At 45.2% G+C, this 21252-nt stretch carries 24 protein-coding genes; 15 read left to right on the top strand and 9 right to left on the bottom strand.

The annotated features are described in order from the left end of the window. Positions 1-431 precede the first annotated feature (431 nt). The 4 genes from R7E47_RS05885 to R7E47_RS05870 all read left to right on the top strand — a co-directional run bounded on the left by R7E47_RS05885 (position 432) and on the right by R7E47_RS05870 (position 4597). The gene (locus R7E47_RS05885; RefSeq protein ID WP_318083969.1) at positions 432-2231 is read left to right on the top strand and encodes a sodium:proton antiporter; all 1800 of its coding nucleotides are present in this window, start codon (positions 432-434) and stop codon (positions 2229-2231) included. A 238-nt stretch (positions 2232-2469) separates the two neighbouring features. Next, positions 2470-3489: a type 2 isopentenyl-diphosphate Delta-isomerase gene (gene fni, locus R7E47_RS05880; protein WP_042523335.1), complete on the top strand. Its 1020-nt coding sequence runs from the start codon at positions 2470-2472 to the stop codon at positions 3487-3489. Positions 3490-3683: 194 nt separating this feature from the next. After that, entirely contained in the window at positions 3684-3947 is a 264-nt protein-coding gene (locus tag R7E47_RS05875) for a DUF3012 domain-containing protein (protein ID WP_005373992.1), read from the top strand. 251 nt (positions 3948-4198) lie between these two features. Beyond that, positions 4199-4597 carry a GFA family protein gene (locus R7E47_RS05870; RefSeq protein WP_064376173.1) on the top strand — a complete coding sequence of 133 codons (399 nt, stop codon included), beginning with the start codon at positions 4199-4201 and terminating at the stop codon, positions 4595-4597. Positions 4598-4690: 93 nt separating this feature from the next. Here the strand turns inward: R7E47_RS05870 and R7E47_RS05865 are convergent, their stop codons facing one another. Continuing rightward, entirely contained in the window at positions 4691-5041 is a 351-nt protein-coding gene (locus R7E47_RS05865) for a rhodanese-like domain-containing protein (protein ID WP_064376174.1), read from the bottom strand. A gap of 267 nt (positions 5042-5308) precedes the next feature. On the opposite strand from R7E47_RS05865, the gene R7E47_RS05860 reads away from it, so the two are divergent. The 3 genes from R7E47_RS05860 (at position 5309) to R7E47_RS05850 (ending at position 7546) form a co-directional block, all read left to right on the top strand. Continuing rightward, positions 5309-5599, top strand: coding sequence for a co-chaperone GroES (locus R7E47_RS05860; protein WP_005373989.1), 291 nt, complete (start codon positions 5309-5311; stop codon positions 5597-5599). A gap of 33 nt (positions 5600-5632) precedes the next feature. Next, positions 5633-7231 (top strand): chaperonin GroEL, encoded by a 1599-nt coding sequence (gene groL / locus R7E47_RS05855; protein WP_025768014.1) that lies wholly within the window; start codon positions 5633-5635, stop codon positions 7229-7231. Between the two features lie 105 nt (positions 7232-7336). Next, positions 7337-7546 (top strand): hypothetical protein, encoded by a 210-nt coding sequence (locus R7E47_RS05850; protein ID WP_005373984.1) that lies wholly within the window; start codon positions 7337-7339, stop codon positions 7544-7546. Between the two features lie 131 nt (positions 7547-7677). Here R7E47_RS05850 and R7E47_RS05845 read toward each other — a convergent pair whose 3' ends face one another. Beyond that, positions 7678-8289, bottom strand: coding sequence for a LysE family translocator (locus R7E47_RS05845; RefSeq protein WP_318083968.1), 612 nt, complete (start codon positions 8287-8289; stop codon positions 7678-7680). A gap of 109 nt (positions 8290-8398) precedes the next feature. Between R7E47_RS05845 and R7E47_RS05840 the strand changes: the two genes are divergently transcribed. Both R7E47_RS05840 and R7E47_RS05835 read left to right on the top strand, forming a co-directional pair. Beyond that, positions 8399-9289, top strand: coding sequence for a LysR family transcriptional regulator (locus R7E47_RS05840; protein ID WP_318083967.1), 891 nt, complete (start codon positions 8399-8401; stop codon positions 9287-9289). 59 nt (positions 9290-9348) lie between these two features. Beyond that, positions 9349-9720, top strand: coding sequence for a VOC family protein (locus R7E47_RS05835; RefSeq protein WP_053304622.1), 372 nt, complete (start codon positions 9349-9351; stop codon positions 9718-9720). A 98-nt stretch (positions 9721-9818) separates the two neighbouring features. Here R7E47_RS05835 and R7E47_RS05830 read toward each other — a convergent pair whose 3' ends face one another. Then, positions 9819-10040, bottom strand: a complete 222-nt coding sequence (locus R7E47_RS05830) for a hypothetical protein (RefSeq protein ID WP_017635120.1) — start codon at positions 10038-10040, stop codon at positions 9819-9821. Between the two features lie 122 nt (positions 10041-10162). Here R7E47_RS05830 and R7E47_RS05825 point away from each other — a divergent pair, with 122 nt between their 5' ends. After that, positions 10163-10690 carry a TetR/AcrR family transcriptional regulator gene (locus R7E47_RS05825; RefSeq protein WP_005373975.1) on the top strand — a complete coding sequence of 176 codons (528 nt, stop codon included), beginning with the start codon at positions 10163-10165 and terminating at the stop codon, positions 10688-10690. Positions 10691-10734: 44 nt separating this feature from the next. Here the strand turns inward: R7E47_RS05825 and R7E47_RS05820 are convergent, their stop codons facing one another. Then, complete coding sequence (locus R7E47_RS05820) at positions 10735-11685, bottom strand: helix-turn-helix domain-containing protein (protein WP_044129538.1); 951 nt, start codon at positions 11683-11685, stop codon at positions 10735-10737. Positions 11686-11869: 184 nt separating this feature from the next. Here R7E47_RS05820 and R7E47_RS05815 point away from each other — a divergent pair, with 184 nt between their 5' ends. From R7E47_RS05815 to R7E47_RS05800, 4 genes are all read left to right on the top strand, one after another. Further along, complete coding sequence (locus R7E47_RS05815; RefSeq protein ID WP_005373972.1) at positions 11870-13282, top strand: ethanolamine ammonia-lyase subunit EutB; 1413 nt, start codon at positions 11870-11872, stop codon at positions 13280-13282. Continuing rightward, positions 13275-14159 (top strand): ethanolamine ammonia-lyase subunit EutC, encoded by an 885-nt coding sequence (eutC, locus tag R7E47_RS05810; RefSeq protein ID WP_005373971.1) that lies wholly within the window; start codon positions 13275-13277, stop codon positions 14157-14159. Before R7E47_RS05815 ends, eutC begins: the two co-directional genes overlap by 8 nt. Positions 14160-14170: 11 nt before the next feature. Continuing rightward, entirely contained in the window at positions 14171-15574 is a 1404-nt protein-coding gene (eat, locus tag R7E47_RS05805) for an ethanolamine permease (protein WP_318083966.1), read from the top strand. Between the two features lie 187 nt (positions 15575-15761). Beyond that, on the top strand, positions 15762-16817 hold the full coding sequence (locus R7E47_RS05800; protein WP_033906298.1) for an NAD(P)H-dependent flavin oxidoreductase: 1056 nt from the start codon (positions 15762-15764) through the stop codon (positions 16815-16817). A gap of 38 nt (positions 16818-16855) precedes the next feature. Here R7E47_RS05800 and R7E47_RS05795 read toward each other — a convergent pair whose 3' ends face one another. After that, a complete protein-coding gene (locus R7E47_RS05795; RefSeq protein WP_005388723.1) occupies positions 16856-17335 on the bottom strand; it encodes a peptide-methionine (S)-S-oxide reductase in 480 nt (159 codons plus the stop codon). Positions 17336-17552: 217 nt separating this feature from the next. On the opposite strand from R7E47_RS05795, the gene R7E47_RS05790 reads away from it, so the two are divergent. Beyond that, complete coding sequence (locus R7E47_RS05790; protein ID WP_017635127.1) at positions 17553-18293, top strand: DNA-binding transcriptional regulator YciT; 741 nt, start codon at positions 17553-17555, stop codon at positions 18291-18293. Here the strand turns inward: R7E47_RS05790 and R7E47_RS05785 are convergent, their stop codons facing one another. From R7E47_RS05785 to R7E47_RS05770, 4 genes are all read right to left on the bottom strand, one after another. Then, positions 18294-19187 carry a DMT family transporter gene (locus R7E47_RS05785; protein WP_222716447.1) on the bottom strand — a complete coding sequence of 298 codons (894 nt, stop codon included), beginning with the start codon at positions 19185-19187 and terminating at the stop codon, positions 18294-18296. A 154-nt stretch (positions 19188-19341) separates the two neighbouring features. Then, complete coding sequence (locus R7E47_RS05780) at positions 19342-19698, bottom strand: VOC family protein (RefSeq protein WP_005373957.1); 357 nt, start codon at positions 19696-19698, stop codon at positions 19342-19344. A gap of 29 nt (positions 19699-19727) precedes the next feature. Then, a complete protein-coding gene (locus tag R7E47_RS05775) occupies positions 19728-20381 on the bottom strand; it encodes an isochorismatase family protein (RefSeq protein WP_054730622.1) in 654 nt (217 codons plus the stop codon). Between the two features lie 32 nt (positions 20382-20413). After that, entirely contained in the window at positions 20414-21139 is a 726-nt protein-coding gene (locus R7E47_RS05770; RefSeq protein ID WP_005373953.1) for an NUDIX domain-containing protein, read from the bottom strand. Positions 21140-21252 lie beyond the last annotated feature (113 nt).

The raw sequence follows: 21252 nt of genomic DNA, 5'->3' as shown, positions 1-21252 counted from the left end.
TAGTATTACGTACAATCCATTTCTCCTTGCGTACGTCGCGTGACCCACGATTCTTAACTTTGAGCACTTACGCTAAAGCTTAGTTCATGCTCTATGCCTTAGCCTCATATAGTGCTAGGTTCCGCGCTTTCTTCAGAAATCATTCTACATAATGAAACTCAATGCGTAATGATGAATTCGACAAAGTCGCACACTTGTGTGCCACTTTAAGACCTGATGAACAAAAATGAGTCGTTAAGTCATTGGGGGTCAACTATATTCATAGTTCTGATGCGATCGCCAAAGGACTTCAAACATGTGCGTTTCGTAGCGATGTCATCGAAGGTCAGTCGTTTGATTTGCACGTTCGGTTGTTTCTATTTGACCGTAAGGCTGAATGTATTCGGGTATAGCGCATTCACGCGAAAAAAGACAAAAACAGGTAATTATTGATGCAAGTGGGTAATGAAGCGCTGGTGCTGTCAGCGGTTGGGGTTATTGGTTTAGGTTGCCAATGGTTAGCTTGGCGATTGCGTTTGCCAGCGATTTTATTTTTGTTGTTGGCAGGGCTGATCGTCGGGCCATTTATGCAGTGGTTAAATCCTGATGAGATATTAGGTAATTTGCTCTTTCCGTTGGTCTCTTTGGCGGTGGCAGTGATTTTATTTGAAGGCAGTTTGACCTTAAATTTTAAAGAAATTCGTGGCGTGAGTGGTTCGGTATGGAGCATTGTTTCCATCGGGGCGATCATTTCGTGGGCGGCGACCAGTATCGCAACACACTATTTCCTCGGCTTTACTTGGGAGCTTGCCATGTTGTTCGGCAGCTTAACCGTAGTAACAGGGCCGACGGTCATCGTGCCACTTCTACGAACCGTAAGACCCAACAGTACGCTTGCTAACATTTTGCGATGGGAAGGGATTTTGATTGACCCGCTCGGTGCGCTTTTTGTTGTGATGGTTTACGAGTTTATCGTATCTCACAGCGCGATAAATAGCGTCGAAGTGTTTGGGACGATCATTGCTGTCGGTGTCATGCTAGGTGCGGCCTCAGGCTATGCAGTTGCGACGATCATGCGTCGTTCTTGGCTACCGGAATATTTGCAGCCATTTGCGGTTTTGATGGTGGTTCTAGGTGTATTTTCGGTCTCTAACCACATTGAGTCTGAAGCTGGGTTACTAACCGTCACCGTAATGGGTATGTGGCTCGCAAACGCTAAAGACATCAATATTCAGCAAATTCTGCATTTTAAAGAGCATTTAACCATTTTACTGATCACCGGATTGTTCATCTTCCTTGCGGCTCGAATCAGTCTGGATGATTTTGCTGCGCTAGGTAGCGGTGCGTTATTGTTGTTTGTATTTATGCAGTTAGTGTCGCGTCCGTTATCGATTTTTCTTTCAACCTTCCGCAGCAACTTGCGTCTTAAAGATAAGCTGTTTTTGTCTTGGGTTGCACCGCGCGGTATTGTTGCTGCTTCGATTTCGTCTCTTTTCGCGATCAAATTGACCGAATACAGCATTGATGAAGCGATTTTACTGGTCCCTATGACCTTCATGGTGATTATAGGAACGGTCGTGTTACAAAGTGCGACGGCACGTCCTGTAGCGCTGACGTTGGGCGTTGCAGAGCCAGCACCACGCGGCTTCTTGTTGATTGGTGCTAACCGAGTAGCAAGAGAAATAGGGCAGGCGCTGGCGCGTTATGACCGCCGCGTATTAATGACTGACTCAAACTGGGAGTACATCAGTCAGGTTCGTATGTTGGGGTTGGATTACTATTACGGCAACCCTATTTCTAGTCACGCGGACGACAACTTAAACTTGATAGGAGTTGGACAAGTGGTTGCATTAACGCCCGATCAGCATTTCAACATTATGGCTTGCATGCAATTCGTCGACGAGTTTGGGGAAGATAAAGTTCACTGCTTACAAAAAGTGAAAACCAACGGCAATGGCAGCGAGAAGCACTCCGTGGCTCAGGAGTACCATGGTAAATTGCTGATGGGCGGCAATGTAAGCTATACCCAGCTAGCCAGTATGTTAAGTCGTGGTGCAGAGGTTAAACACACGAAATTGAGCGATAACTTCACGTATCAAGATTATTTAGCGCATCACAAAGGTAGTTCAGTTGTACCGCTGTTCCATGTAGAAGAAAAAGGAAAAATTCAATTCTGTGATGATCCCGAACAGTTTGAACCAACGACGACAAGCACTGTTGTGTCGCTAATTCTGTCGGACAGCGTAAAGTAAACTACAGAGCAATGTGATCCATTTTCATCATGGGTATCGTACGCTGATTATCTCAATTTGAAGAGAAACTTGCCGGCTTGTTTAAAACGGAAAGCGAGTTTCTTTTCTTATAATGTCAGGGGCAGTCGAGATTCATTACTCGTTTCGGAAAAGTAATCCGGCAAATTCACAAAATTCGCATTGACGTTACTGATAAGGATCGCAATACTGCGCGACTGTTTTACTTTAGGGTGACATTATGGCTCCGCAAACTAACCGAAAAGATTTACACCTAGATGCTGTTTTACATCATGATATGAGCATGAAGCATAAAACGGCGGGTTTTGAGTCTGTCGAGTTTGAACACTGTGCGCTGCCAGAATGTGACTTTCACGCGATCGATTTATCGACAGAGTTTCTTGGTCATCAATTAGCGCTACCGTTTTTGATTAGCTCGATGACTGGCGGAGCAAAAGACGCAGAAACGATCAATTGTCGTTTAGCTGAAGCAGCAAGTGAATTAGGTATTGCCATGGGTGTGGGCTCGCAACGGATTAGCTTAGAAGAAAGTCAGCATTCGGGCTTGGGTAAAACCATTCGTGAGTTGGCGAAAGAAGTACCGTTGTATTCCAATCTTGGAGCCGCTCAATTGCTCGATAAAGGTAAACTCGATAATGCGCAACGTGCGGTTGAGGCGATTCAAGCCGATGCCTTGTTTGTGCACGTTAATCCAATGCAGGAAGCGTTTCAGAAAAATGGCGACCACAATTGGGTTGGTGTTTTCCAGGCAATTGAGATGCTTAAATCTCGCGTGAAGGTTCCTATCATTATCAAAGAAGTCGGTTTTGGTATTAGCGGACACGTTGCGCAGCGATTAATTGATGCTGGTGTGGATGCAATTGACGTTGCGGGCGCGGGTGGCACAAGCTGGAGTGCGGTTGAAGGGTATTGCCAAGATAATCCGAAAATGCAGCGTGCAGCCGAGCTTTTCCGCGATTGGGGTGTCCCTACAGCAACATGTTTGGCTCAAATCCGCGCACTGCATCCTACATTACCCTTGATCGCCTCGGGAGGTGTTCATAACGGACTTGAAGCGGCGAAAGCCATTCATTTGGGGGCTAATCTCATTGGGCAAGCTGGTGCGGTATTAAAAGCTGCGACGATCAGCACGCAGTCTGTCGTCGATCACTTTGAACAAATGGCATTAGAGCTGCGTTTAGCGTGCTTTGGTACTGGCTCTTCTAAGGTTGGTGAGCTAACGAAAGCGCGCTGCCTATAGCTTTTAGAATGGCGCGCTTTACACAGAGTCGCTCAATAATTTTTCGGTGTCTTAACACGTAGACTGATAATTTCGTTATAGTTGATACAAAAGTCACTTCAGCTAGTGACGCCTTTATTCAGACATTTGAATGGGCTCGTGTTGAAGAGATTGAGTTTAATTTTACTATTGTTTGCAACTGGAACCTTAAATTTATGAAAAAACTAGTCATGCTGATGTTGGCGGCTTCTGCTTTGACCGCTTGTAGTGATGAAGTGGGCACTGAAGGCTGGTGTAACGACATGCGCGATAAGCCAAAAACAGAATGGACAGCAGACAACGCGGTAGACTTTGCAAAGCATTGTGTTCTGCAAGATGGTGTCGGCAGCGAGCAATGGTGTGAAAACCTGAAAGATAAGCCGAAAGGTGACTGGACTGCAAACGAAGCGACCAGCTTTACTAAACACTGCATTTTTTAAGCACAGCGGAAAGCGCCTTTTCTGAGGCGACATTCTGTGAGGTAAACACCAAGCGTTATTGCTTGGTGTTTTTGTATCTAAAATAGCTCGATTTTTCACGTGTCAGCGCACTTCCCTCTGAATGGAAAGTTTTACATTTTCGTTTCATTTTTGAAAACCTGTATTGCCTGTCTTTAATTTTTCGTATTGCAATGGCATGGTGTCGAGATAGCCATCTAATTCAATTAGATTCATAACAAAAAGGAATTCAAATGGAAGTACTAAAAGGCTCATGTCTGTGCGGCAAGGTAAAGTTGGAAGTGGCAGATGAATTTAAGTACATGGGAAATTGCCATTGCTCTGAATGCCGCAAGTTCACAGGTTCTGACTATTCATCTGCCGGTGGTATTGCGTTGGATAAACTCCTTATTATCCAAGGGAAAGAAGATATTCAAACTTATCAGAAAAGCGAAAATACCATGCTATGCTTTTGTCGCCACTGCGGATCGAGCCTGTATTCGAAAAAGAACAATGGGATCGTCAATATTCGCCTTGGTATCTTGGATGACACACCTTCTCACAAGCCTGATTTCCATATTTTTGTCGCGTCGAAAGCGCCATGGATCGAGATATCGGATAACCTGACTCAATTTGATGCAGGGCCCAAATAGAGTTGTTGTAGATAAGTATTTAGAAACAGAGCGCGTTACAATACGCTTGCGACACGCTCTGTGCTTTTACTTTGTATATTAGAACGGAGACGACTATTTGGCGTTTTGTAGTTCTTCTAAGCCACCGGCATTGTGCAGATTCGTAAAGCCTTGCGATTGTAAGTATTGATACGCTTTGCCAGAGCGGTTACCACTGCGACAGTACAACACGATAGCTTGATCTTTATCGACGTCTTGAAAATGTTTATCAAGTTCAGATAAAGGGAAGTTGACGGCATTATCCAAATGCCCTTCAGAAAACTCTTGCGGCGTACGCACATCGACAATCATCGCGCCCTTGTCAATCAATTGCCACCCTTGTTCAGCGCGTTCAGAAGCCGACACGTTGGGGGAGAGGAAGCCAACGCACAACGTTGCAAGAAATAGAGATACGGCCTTTTTCATTGTTTGATTATCCTTTTTAAGAGTACGTAACCACTCTAGATTTGATTGAGCATATTTTCCATCATAAAGAGATGCTAAGTAGTTGTGAATGCGATAATTCGATAGAAAATTTTATTTAATTTAATAAAAAATTTTTATCAAATTCACCTCTTGAACTCTAATTTTTCGACCTTATTATTTTCATCGAAAGCGAGCTGTCGACTCGCAAATCCATCTTGATGTTTATTTTGTCTTTTATTTTTGGTTCCAAGTAGGAGGCACTTAAAAATGAAAATTCGTCCTTTAAATGACAAGCTAATTGTTGAAAGACAAGAGGTGGAAAATAAATCTGAAGGGGGAATCGTTTTAACTTCTCAGTCGGTGAAAAAATCAAACCGCGGGAAAGTCATTGCTGTTGGTTTAGGTAAACGTCTTGAAAATGGCGAACGCGCTGCGATGGAAGTCAAAGTGGGCGACCAAATCATTTTCAATGACGGTTACGGCGTGAAAACCGAGAAAATTGACGGCGCAGAATACTTAATTCTGTCCGAATCTGATGTGTTAGCAATCGTTGAGTAATTATTTTTGTAGTAGTTTTTTGAGGAGATAACCATGGCTGCAAAAGACGTATTATTTGCTAATGACGCACGTCAAAAAATGCTGAAAGGTGTGAACTTACTGGCGGACGCAGTAAAAGTGACACTAGGCCCGAAAGGCCGCAACGTTGTGCTTGATAAATCTTACGGCGCGCCAACCATCACCAAAGATGGCGTGTCTGTAGCGAAAGAAATCGAACTGAAAGATAAGTTCGAAAACATGGGCGCACAAATGGTGAAACAAGTGGCGTCCAAAGCGAATGATGAAGCGGGGGACGGTACAACGACCGCTACCGTACTAGCGCAATCTTTCATCAATGAAGGTCTTAAAGCGGTAGCCTCTGGCATGAACCCAATGGACCTAAAACGTGGTATCGACAAAGCCACTGAAACGGCGGTTGAGAAACTACGTGAAATGTCTAAGCCATGCAGCGACAAAGAATCTATCACCCAAGTGGGTAGCATTTCTGCAAACAGCGATCGCGCGATCGGTGAAATCATTGCAGAAGCGATGGAGAAAGTGGGTCGCAATGGCGTGATTACGGTTGAAGAAGGCCAAGGTCTAAACAACGAATTGTCTGTGGTTGAAGGTATGCAATTTGACCGCGGTTACTTGTCGCCATACTTCATCACTAACCAAGAAAATGGCAGCGTAGAGCTAGACAACCCTTACATCCTATTGGTGGACAAAAAAGTCAGCAGCATCCGCGAGCTATTGCCTGTACTAGAAGAAGTGGCGAAATCTTCTCGCTCGCTATTGATCATTGCTGAAGACATCGAAGGTGAAGCGCTAGCGACATTGGTTGTGAACAACATGCGCGGCATCGTGCGTGCGACCGCGGTGAAAGCGCCTGGCTTTGGTGACAACCGTAAAGCGATGATGGAAGACATTGCGGTACTAACTGCTGGTACGGTCATCTCTGAAGAAATCGGCCTAGAGCTCGAAAAAGCAACGTTAGAGCAACTAGGTAGTGCGAAGAAAGTGACCATCACCAAAGACACAACAACCATTGTGGGTGGCGCAGCAGAAGCAAGCGCGATTGCTGATCGTGTGGCTTCGATTGAAAAACAAATCGAAACAACCACCTCTCAATACGATAAAGACAAGCTTCAACAACGTGTTGCGAAGCTTTCTGGCGGCGTAGCGGTGATCAAGATCGGCGCTGCAACCGAAGTTGAGATGAAAGAGAAGAAAGATCGCGTGGACGATGCACTACACGCTACTCGCGCAGCGGTTGAAGAAGGTATTGTTGCTGGTGGTGGTGTTGCCCTAACTAAGATCGCGAAAGAATTGGCGGATCTAAAAGGCGACAATGATGACCAAAACGTGGGTATCCGAGTTGCGCTACGTGCAATGGAAGAGCCTCTTCGTCAAATCGCAACTAACGCAGGTGACGAAGCTTCTGTTGTGGCGAACGCTGTCAAAGCTGGTGATTCCGATTACGGTTACAACGCTGCAACAGGTGAATACGGCAACATGATCGAAATGGGCATCTTGGACCCTGCGAAAGTAACACGCTCAGCGCTTCAATTCGCTGCGTCTGTTGCTGGCTTGATGATCACCACTGAAGCGATGATCACCAACCACGTTGAAGACAAAGAACTTGATATCTAACGTCATCAACCGTTAGTGATTAAGTAAGCGTTAAAATAACAATAACATTGCAAAACCTAAGCGGGCTCGCTTGAGCCCGCTAATCAGTCATTTGAGGTAAGTGTTATGACCCGTTTACCTGCGTTTTCTTTCTCAATATCTGAGCCGGGCGGTAATGAAGCTTCGTCAACGTGGCCGACTGCTATTCACTTCCCCCTCGTTCCAGCTGGGCCAGAGTTTTCGATCGAAAATGCTCTGCCTAAACGTCCGACAGTGACGATATTCACTATCGATCTGTCTCAGTTATTTAAAGGGGACGCTCGGGTCATCCATTAACTGTATCGAAACAGCCAGCGCACGTTGGCTGTTTTTTTCTAATTTAAAGTATTGATAATGTAGATTTTTATTTGATTACTGCCACTTGTTCAATGATCAATTTGAATTGGGATAATCGGACCGCAAGCGTACTACACCTTTAAGCCCAGCATCGCGCCGAAAATGATCAATCCCGCCCCACATGCTTGATTGAGTCGATGCTTAATCTTCAACAAGAAAGCTTGTAGCTGGGATGACGTGAATAAAACAGCAACGATAGAAAACCAAATACCATGCAGCGCAATCATATAAATCCCGTAAAAAAAGGCGATGTGTTGCTGACTAGAGTCGGGAGAAATCACTTGGCTAAAAATACTCAGAAAAAACAGCATTGTCTTGGGATTGAGTAAATTACACAGAAATCCCTGCATGAAAAATCGCCACATTGAATACTCGCTCTGTTGAACGGTTTCTGAGTTTGATGCAGGTTGCGAGGAGAATATTCCTTTAATCCCAAGGTAGACAAGATAAGCGGCCCCAAGATAGCGCACTAGATTAAACAACCATTCATTTTGTGAAATTAAGTAACTGATCCCCAGCATGGAGTAAGCGATGTGGATGCTGATCGCCATGCTGATACCAATCGCACTGTACACGCCTGCTTTTCGTCCTTGATTTAAGCTATTTCTTAATACCAAAACAAAGTCTGCGCCAGGGCTAATAACAATAAGCACACCTAATAACGCAAGAGTTACAAATTCCATATCGGTTTCCTGTTTGAATGATGAAGTCTGGGATGTAGCGGAATTGTAGGCGTCTTTATTACTGACTATAATCGAAAAATATTCCCATATTGGTGAGAAAAACTCACAGATGCATCACCTGAAATCTTTTTATGTCTTCCACGTTGCGGCGAGTTCTTCAAGCTACACTGAAGCGGCTGACAAACTAAACATTACCCACGGAGCCGTGAGTAAGCAGATCAAGCAACTTGAGCAATATCTGTCTCAACCTTTGTTCTTCAAAGAGGGCAGGAAAGTCGTGTTGACGGCGGAAGGCGAATTACTCAAGACATACACAGAAACGGCATTCCAAACGCTAGAAACAGGCGTGAATACGCTTATTCAAGAGAAGCATCAGCATCTTGAAGTGTCTTGTGAACCGACATTAACCATGCGCTGGTTGATGCCAAGGTTGGCCGCGTTTAATGATGAACACCGTGCTGATGTTCGTTTGTCGACGGCTGGTGGCCCGGTAACATTAGGATCAACTGGGCTTTCGATGGCGATTCGTCGAGACGATTTTGCGCAGCATCACGATTACGACAAAACCATTCTTGTGGAAGAGTGGGTGGGGCCGGTATTTTCTCCTGAGTATTGGCAATCCATTAAAGACAATTTGAAAGCAGCTCGATTGTTGAATAGCCAAACCAGACCGAATGCTTGGGCGGATTGGCAGCAATCAACACGTTGTGAAACTTTCAACGGCAACACTCAGCAATCATTCACGCATTTTTATTTTTGCATACAAGCAGCGGTGGATGGCTTAGGCGTCGCAATGGGATCGTATCCTTTTGTCATGGACGATATTAAGCGTGGTAATTTGGTCGCACCATTTGGGTTTTCTCCATCAAGTTGCAATTACGTTTTATTGAGTCAAGATAAAAAGCGTACAGAACTCGAACATAAATTTATCACGTGGTTACAAACGCAAATGGTAGAGTGTGTGCCACTGTCATCACAGCAGATTACGCAAGGCGAATAGAAGGCATAGAGCGAGATTACGTCAGTCAGTTTTATGGAAAAAGGCTTAGGAAATTGGAAATGGAAAACCTCAATATTGTTGAAATCAAATCATTTGTTCCGGCGAAAGATTACGCGCTATCAAAACGTTTTTATGAGGCGATTGGCTTTGAAATGGCGTCGGACTTCGGTGATGTAGCATACTTCTCTCAAGGTAGCTGCGCGTTTCTTTTACAGAATTTTTATGAGCCAGAACACGGCAATAACTTCATGATGCACTTGCTCGTAGAAGACGCAGAAAGTTGGCATCAGCACTTATCCAAAGTGGGTCATGAGGAATTTGGTTCGCGTTTGACAGAGCTAGTCGAGCAACCTTGGGGCATACGCGAATGTTGTTTGTTTGACCCTAGTGGCGTTTTATGGCGAATTGGCCAGAACATGAATACTGACTAAAGCCAGTCTTATTTTCACCGCATCTACGCGCAGGTATTGAGATCTCGATATCTGCGCGTTTTCTTTTTTACTTAGCCTTGCCAACGTTTGTAGCGCACTCACGCCTTTTTCGAGGTGGTGTGCGATGGGCTAACGCCAAAAAACTCCTCAAGCAGCATGGCTTTGAGTTCCGCTCTGACTTCTGCGCCACCGATTAACGCCAAAAGTGCGAGTCCTCCTGGAATAAGGATGACCATTAATATCGGTCTTAAAATATACGAAAAGCAGAAGATGGTCGGGAAGAAAATCAATCCTTGGCCTAGTTTGTTTAATACGTACATGAGCGATTCCTTTTGTTTTTATATAAAATGAGCATGCTCAATTTTATAAATGAGCGCGCTCAATTTGTCAATCTCAACCACGCAAGGTATGATCCTTTCAGGCTCATTAAGCAGACACATCAATGACGAAGCGACAACAAACCAGAGATAAAATTCTAAAAGCCGCATGGGCATCTTTTGCTCAAAATGGCTATGACATGACGACCACAAGGCAGATAGCGAGAGAAGCAGGAGTAGCCGATGGCACAGTGTTTAGCCATTTCCCGACTAAACTGTCGATTTTGCGCGAAGGGATGCTGGCGCAACTGCAACAGATCAGCCAAGAAACGCTAGTCAGTGTGGAAGGTAAAACCGATATCGACATTGGTTTGGCGCTGACGGAGAAATACTATCGCTACTATTTTGCGAACGTTGAGCTGAGCCGAGCTTTGTTGAAAGAGGTGATTTGGGATTTGGATTATTATCAGTCGTTTAACCAAGCTTTGTTTCAATCTGTAAACGGAAGCTCCGTCCTTGAGGGAAAAATACCGCTGATTTTTGACTGCTATTTTATGACGTTAATCTCGCACTTGAGCCGTGCAGAACCGGATGTTGAAGCGGCACTTGAAGAGCTTCATGCTAAGTTTCAGCAAATCATTGCGACTGCATAACATGGCCCCAACGCAGGATCTGAAAGAATATACTGCCTGTCATCTTATTTGCTGGACTCCCATTTTCTCGTTTCAGTTGGTGTCTCACCAAATAGCCGCTTGTAGCTTTGACTGAACTGCCCGAGATGGAAAAAACCAAAGTCAAAAGCGATTTCTGCAATTGTTCGATTATCTTCAGGGCTTTGTAGCACTCTACGTACTTGATTCAGGCGCATTCGATGTATGAACTGCTTTGGGGAAGTATTACAGCAATGTTCAAAGGTGTACTGTAGTGTGCGACGACTGACGTGTACTGCATCACACAGTTCACTGACGGTTATCGGTGTACGGTAGTCTAGATCCTGTAGCTGTTGTTTTATACGGTGCATCACGTGTTGACGATGAGAGATTGATATCGGATGGCTCGTGTGCAGTGAACTGAGTGAGAACAACTCCAGCACAATATCTTTTAAGATTGCTTGATGTGTGGTTTCAGACCATCTTGGCTCGGCGGAACCAAGTAACGTGCCTAAGTAGTATTTAAGTTGTTGAATGTGTTTTTCCGTCAAACCCGTTAAGTGTAATGTGTTGTTTTGGATACTCCCAAGCTCAAGTTGATTTTCTATGATGTGAACGAAGTTTTTGTCGAGCACTATTCCATAGATAGAAAACTGCTCCGGTGTCATTAACTCAAAATCAGCGCCACCTTGCCTAAGCAAAAGTTGGCTTGAATTAAACTGACTGTGATTTAGGTGTAGCGGCTTATTTTCCGCACTCAAACCCAACCAAATACCTCCCTCTTCAACCCTGCATTGCTGTCTTAGCGAGCGGTTACTGTCTTCACGAAACACATGGAAATTGGGAAATCGTCGTTCTCGAATTTGACCTAAAAATCGACCATCGCTGAGTTGGTCATATTCCTGTTGCCAGTTTATCAGACTCGCAGCTTGTTGGTTTGCATCCTTAGTGTGATGGATGCACAGCATTGGTGCAGTTTGGGGCATTTGGTTACTCATCCTTGTGATGCTCATTCCTTTTTTGTGAGTCATGTTGGAGCAGTATTTACATAACTCATTGTTTATTATTGGTTTATAAATGTTGCCAGTTTTTGATAACGCTACGGAACACATTTGGCAATACTTTCTTAAAGCTTATTGATAGTTCAGCAAAAAGCGAACCAAATAGTGAAGAGGAAGAGCAATGACGGCAACTTATCGTCGGCAACAAGGAAGTAAAGTCTATACCTTTAAGTCATTAGCTGACTTGATGGCGAAAGCGACACCGGAGCGCTCAGGCGATGCGTTAGCCGGGGTTTGTGCTCAGTCAGCGGCAGAACGTGTAGTCGCACAAATGGCGCTGTCTGAGTTACCACTTAAAACGTTTCTTAACGAGGCGGTTATTCCATACGAAAGCGACGATATCACTCGCCTAATTATCGATACGCATGACCTTGAAGCCTTTAAGCAGATTGAGCACTTGACGGTCGGAGATTTTCGAAATTGGCTGCTGAGTGAAGAAGCCGATGGTGAAACGTTGGCTAAAATTCGTCAAGGTTTAACACCAGAAATGGTGGCCGCAGTCAGTAAGATTATGCGCAACCAGGATTTGATTCTCGTTGCTAAAAAATGCCAAGTTGTCACGGCTTTTCGGAATACGATAGGTTTGCCGAGTCGCCTGTCTACTCGCTTACAGCCGAATCATCCCACTGATTCTCTCAACGGTATCGCAGCGACCATTTTTGATGGTCTGATGTACGGAAATGGCGATGCGGTTATCGGTATCAATCCGGCAACAGATAATGTGCCTCAAGCTATCAAGTTAATGAACTTAATGGATGAGGTGATTCAACACTATCAAATACCGACTCAGTCTTGTGTGTTAACTCATGTAACGAACACGATCGAAGCCATTGAAATGGGCGCACCAGTCGATCTCGTTTTTCAGTCGATAGGCGGCACGCAAGGGACGAATGATACCTTCGGAATCGACTTGTCGATTTTGAAAGAGGCCCATGAAGCCGCGTTGTCTTTGAATCGAGGTAGCGTAGGAAACAATGTGATGTATTTTGAAACCGGACAAGGTACCGCGCTGTCTGCGAATGCATTTCATGGGGTCGATCAACAGACTTGTGAAGCCCGTGCTTATGCTGTCGCGAAACAGTTCGATCCTTTGTTGGTTAATACAGTTGTTGGGTTTATTGGCCCTGAGTATCTGTTTGATGGCAAACAGATCATTCGTGCTGGGCTTGAAGATCATTTTTGTGGGAAGCTGCTTGGTTTACCCATGGGTTGCGACATCTGTTACACCAATCATGCCTATGCCGATCAGAATGACATGGATAATTTGCTGACACTGTTAGGCGTGGCCGAGTGCTCTTTCATCATGGGTATTCCAGGGTCTGATGACATCATGCTCAACTATCAAACTACCTCATTTCACGATGCCCTTTACGCAAGAAAAGTACTCGGTCTGAAGCCAGCTCCAGAGTTTGAACAATGGTTAATGGAGATGCAGATTTTCGAGAGCGTGCAAGACGTTCGGTTAAGTGAGCAAATCTCTCGCTCGTTTTCGGGAGCAATTAATCAACTGAATAAGGGGTATTCTCATGGGTAAAGTAATCACCATTGCTCAGTCCCCACAAGATGAGTCTGAAGTTGTCACACACAACCCTTGGGGCAAGTTACGCGACTTCACCTCTGCTCGGATCGCTCTGGGTCGCAGCGGAAACAGTGTACCAACCAACGAGTTACTCTCATTTCAGCTGGATCATGCCCAAGCTATGGATGCAGTGCATTGCAGTTTGAATATTGAGTCTCTCGTTGCTGGTTTGTCGGACTCTTACTCGATTCTTGAAAATACCTTAGAGCCTCCAGTGGTAGTGAGCAGCCAAGTGAGTGATCGGCTTATGTACTTGCAAAGGCCCGATTTAGGACGGCAGCTCGATGAATCTTCTTGGAAAACGCTCAACTCGATAGCAAATGAGCATAACACTGACATTGATCTTGCGATTGTTATTGCTGATGGACTTTCTTCCGTCGCAATTCAAAACCATGCCGTGCCTGTTGTTACGCGATTGATTTCTCTTTTAAGCGCTGATGATGAACATCAATGGAAATTCACACCTATCACAATCGTAAAGCAAGGAAGAGTAGCGGTAGGGGATGATGTTGGTGAATGTTTTAACGCTAAGGCCGTGCTGGTTTTAATTGGAGAGAGGCCCGGTCTAACTTCTCCGGATAGCATGGGTATGTATCTCACTTGGGGGGCTAAACGAGGCTCTAAAGATTCCCAAAGAAACTGCATTTCCAATGTGCGCCCTCAGGGGCTCAACTATGACGATGCCTGTGAACGCGCATTTTACTTGCTCAAGGAAGCTCGAAAATTACAACTGTCAGGAGTGAATCTGAAAGATCGCTCAGATATCAATGAGCCAAGTGGCGCAAGCGTTGAAGATAAACACAGCGACAACTTTTTAATTTCATCAAAGTAGAAGGATTTACTATGTCTAAACATCAGGAGTACTTGGCCAAAAGGCAGCTAAAAAGAGGCACCGCAGGTTGGATTTTACTTGCTGGCTTAGGTGTCTCGTATGTTATATCTGGTGACTTCGCCGGTTGGAACTTTGGCATCGCTCAAGCAGGATGGGGAGGCTTTCTTATTGCTGCTATCGCGATGGCAGTAATGTATTTCACGCTAGTATTGTCTTTAGCTGAAATGTCTGCGGCTATTCCTGCTGCGGGTGGTGGTTACAGCTTCGCAAGACAGGCGATGGGGCCGACAGGCGGCTTTTTCACTGGCTTATCAGTTTTGATTGAATATGCGCTCGCGCCTGCTGCGATAGTGATTTTTATTGGCTCAGCCGTGAATGAATTGGTTGGTATCGATGGCCCTGTTGTTTACGCACTTTTCTACGCCGTCTTTATCGCTATTCATATGGCAGGTGTTGGCGAAGCTCTCAAAGTGATGATGGTCATCAGCGGTTTGGCTGTGCTAGCTATTCTCATTACTGCTGCTGTGCTTATTGGTCACTTTGATGTTAATAACTTATTCGATATTGCTCCGGCGACGGCTCAGGCAACAGAAATCTTGCCGTTTGGGTGGTATGGCGTATGGGCTGCGTTGCCATTTGCAATGTGGTTGTTTCTTGCGGTTGAAGGTGTGCCTTTAGCGGCAGAGGAGGCAAAAAATCCGGCAAAAGATGTTCCCAAAGGCATCATTGGTGCGATGCTGTTTTTATTGCTAACCGCAACTCTCGTAGTCGTCCTTTTGGCTGGTGCGGTTGGCTCAAAGGTCATAGGCGATAGCGCGGTGCCATTAGTTGACGCCCTAAAGCTTACGGGCAATTCAACGGTAGCAATGGCCGTGAACTTACTTGGATTGGCTGGCCTTATCGCTTCTTTCTTTTCAATCATTTATGGTTACAGTCGCTTGGTGTTTGCGCTTTCCCGCGCGGGTTATTTACCGCAAACTTTGTCATTAACCAGTGACAAAAAAGTGCCTTCTCGTGCGCTTTTGGTTCCGGGCGTTTTTGGGTTCTTGGTTTCACTTACGGGTGAGGGGGACTTAATCTTGGCGATGGCTGTTGTCGGTGCGACTGTATCGTACGCATTAATGTCCTTGAGCCATATTTTATTGCGAATTAAACAGCCGGAATTAACTCGTCCATATAAAACGCCTGGTGGGGTAATTACTTCGAGTATTTCTCTGGTGCTTTCTTTGATCGCAATGACAGGTGTTTATGCTTTTGATCCCTCAGCCTTTTTCATGACAATGGGATTGTTTCTTATCGGTGGTGTTTATTATGGGTTATACAGCCGCAACAAACTGGTGGCAGCAACCGCCGAGGAAGAGTTTGCCATGCTGTCTGTAGCAGAGCTAGAGCTTGAATCAGATGTCGTACGATAGTCACTTTGATTCTTGTTATTCAGCATATTAAGGGAGCCATAGGCTCCCTTTGTCATTTCTATCAAAAGTGCATAGCGCACAAATGCATCACTTTAACTTTATAAGTGTTTAATCATGTGAAAGTCTAGTCTGGATAACGATGGCGCAGAACCATCACAGGTAAAGGTTAAGTTTTCAAGGAAAGATCATGATAAACAAGGTATTTAATACACTTTTGGGAACAGAGTTACCGATTATTCAAGCGCCAATGGCCGGTGTGCAAGACAGCCAAATGACCATCGCCGTCAGTAATGTTGGCGGGCTTGGCTCGTTACCTTGTGGAATGCTGAACAAAGACGCCATCGTAAAAGAACTTCAACTTATCAAGCAGGCAACTAACCGACCGTTTAACCTCAATTTCTTTTGCCATGAAATGCCGGAGTATGACGCCAACAAGCACGAAAAGTGGCAAAAAACGCTGCAACCGTATTTTTCCGAGGTTGATGCAACCGTTCAGGCTCAGCCAAACGCTCCGACAAGGATGCCTTTCAATCATGATATTGCTGACGCGATTGAACCATTTGCACCGCCAGTGATCAGTTTCCACTTTGGTTTGCCAGACGATGATCTGTTAGCTCGAATTAGAGGGTGGGGAGGGAAGATCCTTTCGTCAGCGACCACGGTGGACGAAGCACTTTGGCTAGAAGCAAAAGGCGTTGACGGTATTATCGCCCAAGGCTTGGAGGCTGGTGGACACCGAGGTATGTTTTTATCGGATGATTTAACTACTCAATTAAGTTTGATGGCGTTATTACCACAAATCGCCAAACGGGTGAATTTGCCCGTTATTGCTGCAGGCGGAATCGCTGATAGAAGTGGGGTGGAAGCCGCGTTGAGATTAGGAGCGAGTGCCGTTCAAGTTGGCAGCGTCTATTTGTTGTGTGATGAGGCGAAAACATCGTCTTTACATCGATATGCCATTGCCAGTGAACGCGCGCAACATACCGCAGTGACCAATGTTTTCTCGGGCCGACCAGCGAGAGGCATTGTGAATCGCGCGATGTCGGAGCTAGGCTACATCAGTGAGTTTGCGCCGAAATTCCCATACGCCTCCATTGAAATGGCTCAACTAAGAGCGCTTATGGAAAAGCAAAACCGAGATGAATTCACACCGTTGTGGTGCGGACAAAACTCGTCGGGTTGTAAGGAAATATCGGCGGCAGAAATGACATTGTCATTAGTGGAAGGCATCGATTTAAACTGATATGCATCTTGCCTTTTAAAGCGATGCTGACCGAATGGTTACGAGTTATCCCTGTATTTATGTAGTAAATCTAATGGGATGTGGCAGTAATCATTCGGAAAGTTTGTGAGTCTGTCTTGGTGCTCATCATCACTTGGCACATAATTTGTGAGTGGCAGTACTTCTACGGCGATCTTGTCGGCGTCCGGTCGTGCTGCGATAAACGCTTTCGCGATGGTGAGATGCTGTTCGTTTTGGCTATAAACACCAGTACGGTACTTCTCACCTACGTCTTCACCTTGCTTGTTAACGCTGTAAGGGTCGATTATCTCAAACAAATACCCCATTAAAGTTTCAACCGAAACTTGCTCAGCATCGAACTGGGTTTTCACGCACTCTGCGTAGCCATCGTATTCGGATTGAGTGTTATCCGTTGTGCCATTTGCTCGCCCGGCTTCTGTGTTGATTACGCCCGGAAGGTGGCGCATAAATTCTTGCACGCCCCAAAGGCAGCCGCCTGCGAAGTAAATTTCTTCCATTACTTTTATCCTAGTCTCTATCGTTGTTGGGATGTAGGGAGTTAACCCCTCTTCTTCCATCCCATTTTCGTTGCCCTATTATCTGTTGATGGGAGCGATATTCGCAAGGTACAGCTTGGCTAATCAGACCACGCGTTTTTTCCTTTTTACTTTCAAGTTCTTTTCTTATGAAACATCAGGTGAGTATACTGTAAGCTCATCAATAAGGAGCGAACCTGTGAACCCAAGACAAAATGAAATCCTGCAATTAGTGAACGACCGTAAACGCGTTCAAGTCACAGAGCTTTCTGACATCATTGGCGTGTCGGGTGTGACCATCAGACAGGATTTGAACTTTCTGGAGCAACAGGGCTACCTAAAGCGCGTTCACGGCGCAGCTACCGCGTTGCAAAGTGATGACATTGATGCCCGCCTAGAAGTACGTTTCGATATTAAACAATCGCTCGCAAACCAAGCTGCGGATTTGGTCGCACCGAATGAGACAGTGCTGATTGAAGGAGGCAGTGCCAATGCGTTGTTGGCTCGGACATTGGCTGAGCGCGGCGATGTGACCATTATTACGCCATCGGCGTATATCGCCCATCTCATCCGTAACACTTCTGCCAACATTATCTTGCTTGGTGGCGTGTATCAGCACCAAGGCGAGAGCTTGGTCGGACCGCTGACTAAGTTGTGTATTGAGAACATTCATTTCAGCACGGCCTTCTTGGGTATTGACGGCTTCCATCAAGACACTGGCTTTACTAGCCGCGACATGATGCGCGCTGAGATTGCAGAAACCATCATTGCGAAAAAAAGGCGCAATATTGTTCTAACGGATTCTAGTAAATTTGGGCAAATTTATCCCTCATCAATTGGTAAGACTGACGAAATATCAGTGCTGCTGACTGACAAAGCCGCTCCGAAAAGCGACCTTGAACAAATCAAAAAGCGAGGTGTGGAAGTTATATTAGGCTGATTAAGCCACGCTTCGTTTTCTCTTCGCGAGCATTGCTGTTGGGGAGAAACCGGTGACTAGCATAGTGCCGCTAAGCACTAGAATTGTTCCTATGATGGTGTTAGAGCCGACGGGCTCATCTAGCACCAAGTAGCCCCATAAGATACCAAAAACAGGAACAAGAAAAGTGACAGTCAGTGCTGACGCTGGGCCGATATCAGAAACTAAGCGGAAATAGAGCAAATAAGCGAACCCTGTGCATACAACGCCGAGCGTGACAACAGAGCTCCATTCGAAATGACTTGGTTCTGCACGCATTGGTAAGAATGGTAGCAGCGGCAGTACCCAAATAACCGCCGCCCACATGCTGCCGTGAGCATTGTCAAAAGCAGGTACTTGTGGCGCATTTTTAGTGTAGTTGGTAGCAATGCCATAGCTGAAAGAAGCCATCAAACTGGCGGCAATAGGGAGCATGGCTTCTTCACCTATGGTTGAAGTATCTAAGCCGACCAAGACTGCAACGCCTCCAATGCCTATTAGCATACCGAGAACAGATTTCGCTGTGAGTGGGCTGCGGTACCAAACAAAGCCAACTAGTGCTCCCCATATTGGGGCGGTTGAGTTCAATATTGCTAAAGTTGATGCATTCAGTGTCTGGGCTGCGTACGCAAAGAGTAAAAATGGAACTGCGCTATTGAATAAGCCAATAATAAAGAAGTGTTTAGTATGCGCAGTTAACGTGAGTTTCTTCTTCAAATATACGGCGATCAATAACAAAGCGACGGCGGCAAATGTAACTCGAAATTCGATTAAGTAAGCCGGCCCGAATGTGTTGGCGGCGACTCGCATAAACAGAAACGAGCCACCCCAAATAGCAGCGAGGCAGAGTAAGCGAAAAAAACTGACGGCACTCATTTGACATCCTTGGTCGAGGTCTAGCGCCTCATCGATTAATTGTTGCGCTAACAGTGAATTAAACCAAGGATGAGGTCAACCAGAAATGTAATGCCAGTTCCGGATTTGGCTAGCTTGGGCTCACGTTGATGGTGTGTTGTTGATTTGTGATGACTTAATGGCTCTCTGACCATACTGCGAATTCATTTCCACTCGGTTCAGTGAAGTGGAATCGACAGCCGCCGGGGAATTCGAAAATAGGGCGGATAATTTTTCCACCATGCTGCTCTACTTTTGCCTGAGTGGCCTGAATGTCTGAGCTATAAAATACTAAAAGTGCGCCACCATTTGCGGTTTGGTTTATAAACTCAGATTTGAAGAATCCGCCATCCAACCCTTGTCCTGAAAATGCAGAATATTCTGGGCCATAATCGGTAAAGCTCCAGTCAAAAGCACGCTCAAAAAATTGTTTGGTCGCACTGACATTAGTGGAACCAAATTCAACGTAATTCAATTTTTCATGTTGATGCATGGTGAAATCCTTCTCGGTTACTATCGTTTCTAGGCGAACTTTTCTACGATGATGTCGTCCGCTTTTTCGACAAATAATGCGCCATTATCTCTGAGCTCTGTCAGCACATTCTCTACATTATCAGGCAGCACCGCACGAGTTGAAGCAAGATTAACTACCACATTGTAGCCAAGTTCCAGCGCTTGCATGACGGATTTTTTCACGCAAAAGTCTAAGGCAAGGCCACCGATAACTAAGGTATCAATCCCGTTGAACTTTAGAAATTCATGCGCGCCTGTCGTTCTGGTGTCGGCAATATCATGGAAAAAAATACCGTAAGGGTGCGCATCAGGATCCATGCCTTTATTAACTTGAAAATCGTAGTCCAACACGGGTGGTAAACCATCTAGCAGCTCAGAACCTGTTGTGCCAAGCACACAGTGACGGTTCCACTTTATATCCACATTCGGTAAACCAACGGGCTCAAGCATATTGGCTGGCGATTCTGCATCCCATTTTGCTTTCGGTGGGTGCAAGTCACGACTGACCAGTTTTAATCGGCCTTTGGCATGATTGTTCAAAAGCTCCGGTACGATTTCCAACGCACCTGCAACGGGCAGTTCATTTGGACATAACTCACTAAAGCCTTTCTCTGGATCAACGTCGATCACTGCTGTAGTTTGATAGTTTACTCGAACAGTCATGGCAGACTCCTTGTCTGTCTGATTGTCTGCGTTTATCCACGCAAACAGTTTTGAAAAAAGGTTACTTCGTCGCTAGTCAGCGTATATACCATTGCGGGTTTTCCACCTTTACCTTTGTTGGTAGAAGCGACTTTATTAGTGGGTTTTAGTACGCCCGAATCTATCAAGCGGCGCTTAATCGTCATTCGGCTGATATCAATACCAAACTCTTGATAAGCAGAAATGATGTCCGCAACCAAAAACTCTTTGTCTAATGCAAACAAAAGAACCGATGTGTATTCAATGGATGCACGAAGCTTTTGCCACGCTTTTTCAATGGTTTTTTGATGATCAAATGCGAGGGTTTCTTCTCCATTGAGAATAGCCTGTAGCGAAAACCATTTAAGTTGGCATTCCGGTACACCTGCATTATTTATTTGCTCTACATTGTTACGATCAACTAAGGCGTAGTGCGTAATGTTTAAGCTCCAGTCTTCTGGATCGCGCTTTGGATCACCGTCGATAAATGCTTCGCTAAAATGGCGAGGGTAGGTATGGATTTTCTCACGGCAAATTCGGCGACGCGCCGCTTCAAAGTTTTCATCGGCCGGGCGTCCGCCTTCACTGGTTAAGTCTTTATCAAAGACAAATCCGCCCGGTAGTGCCCAGACTCCATGGTATGGCCGATTTGGATTTGAACGTTTAATCAACAACACTTCCAATCCCTTATCGGCACAGCCAGATAGCCTGAATGGAATAATGTCGACAGATACGATCATGGTTGGGTCCTAATATTGATTTGTAAGTAATCTAGCGCATAACAAGTGGTCAATCAATGGGTAAGTAACGAGTTGTTAGAAACGTTTTTGGTAGTGTTCGTAATACGGTTTGA

The organism is Vibrio sp. Vb1026 (assembly GCF_033338745.1).
GTDB lineage: Bacteria > Pseudomonadota > Gammaproteobacteria > Enterobacterales > Vibrionaceae > Vibrio > Vibrio alginolyticus.
This window is presented reverse-complemented; position numbering and strand designations above follow the sequence as displayed.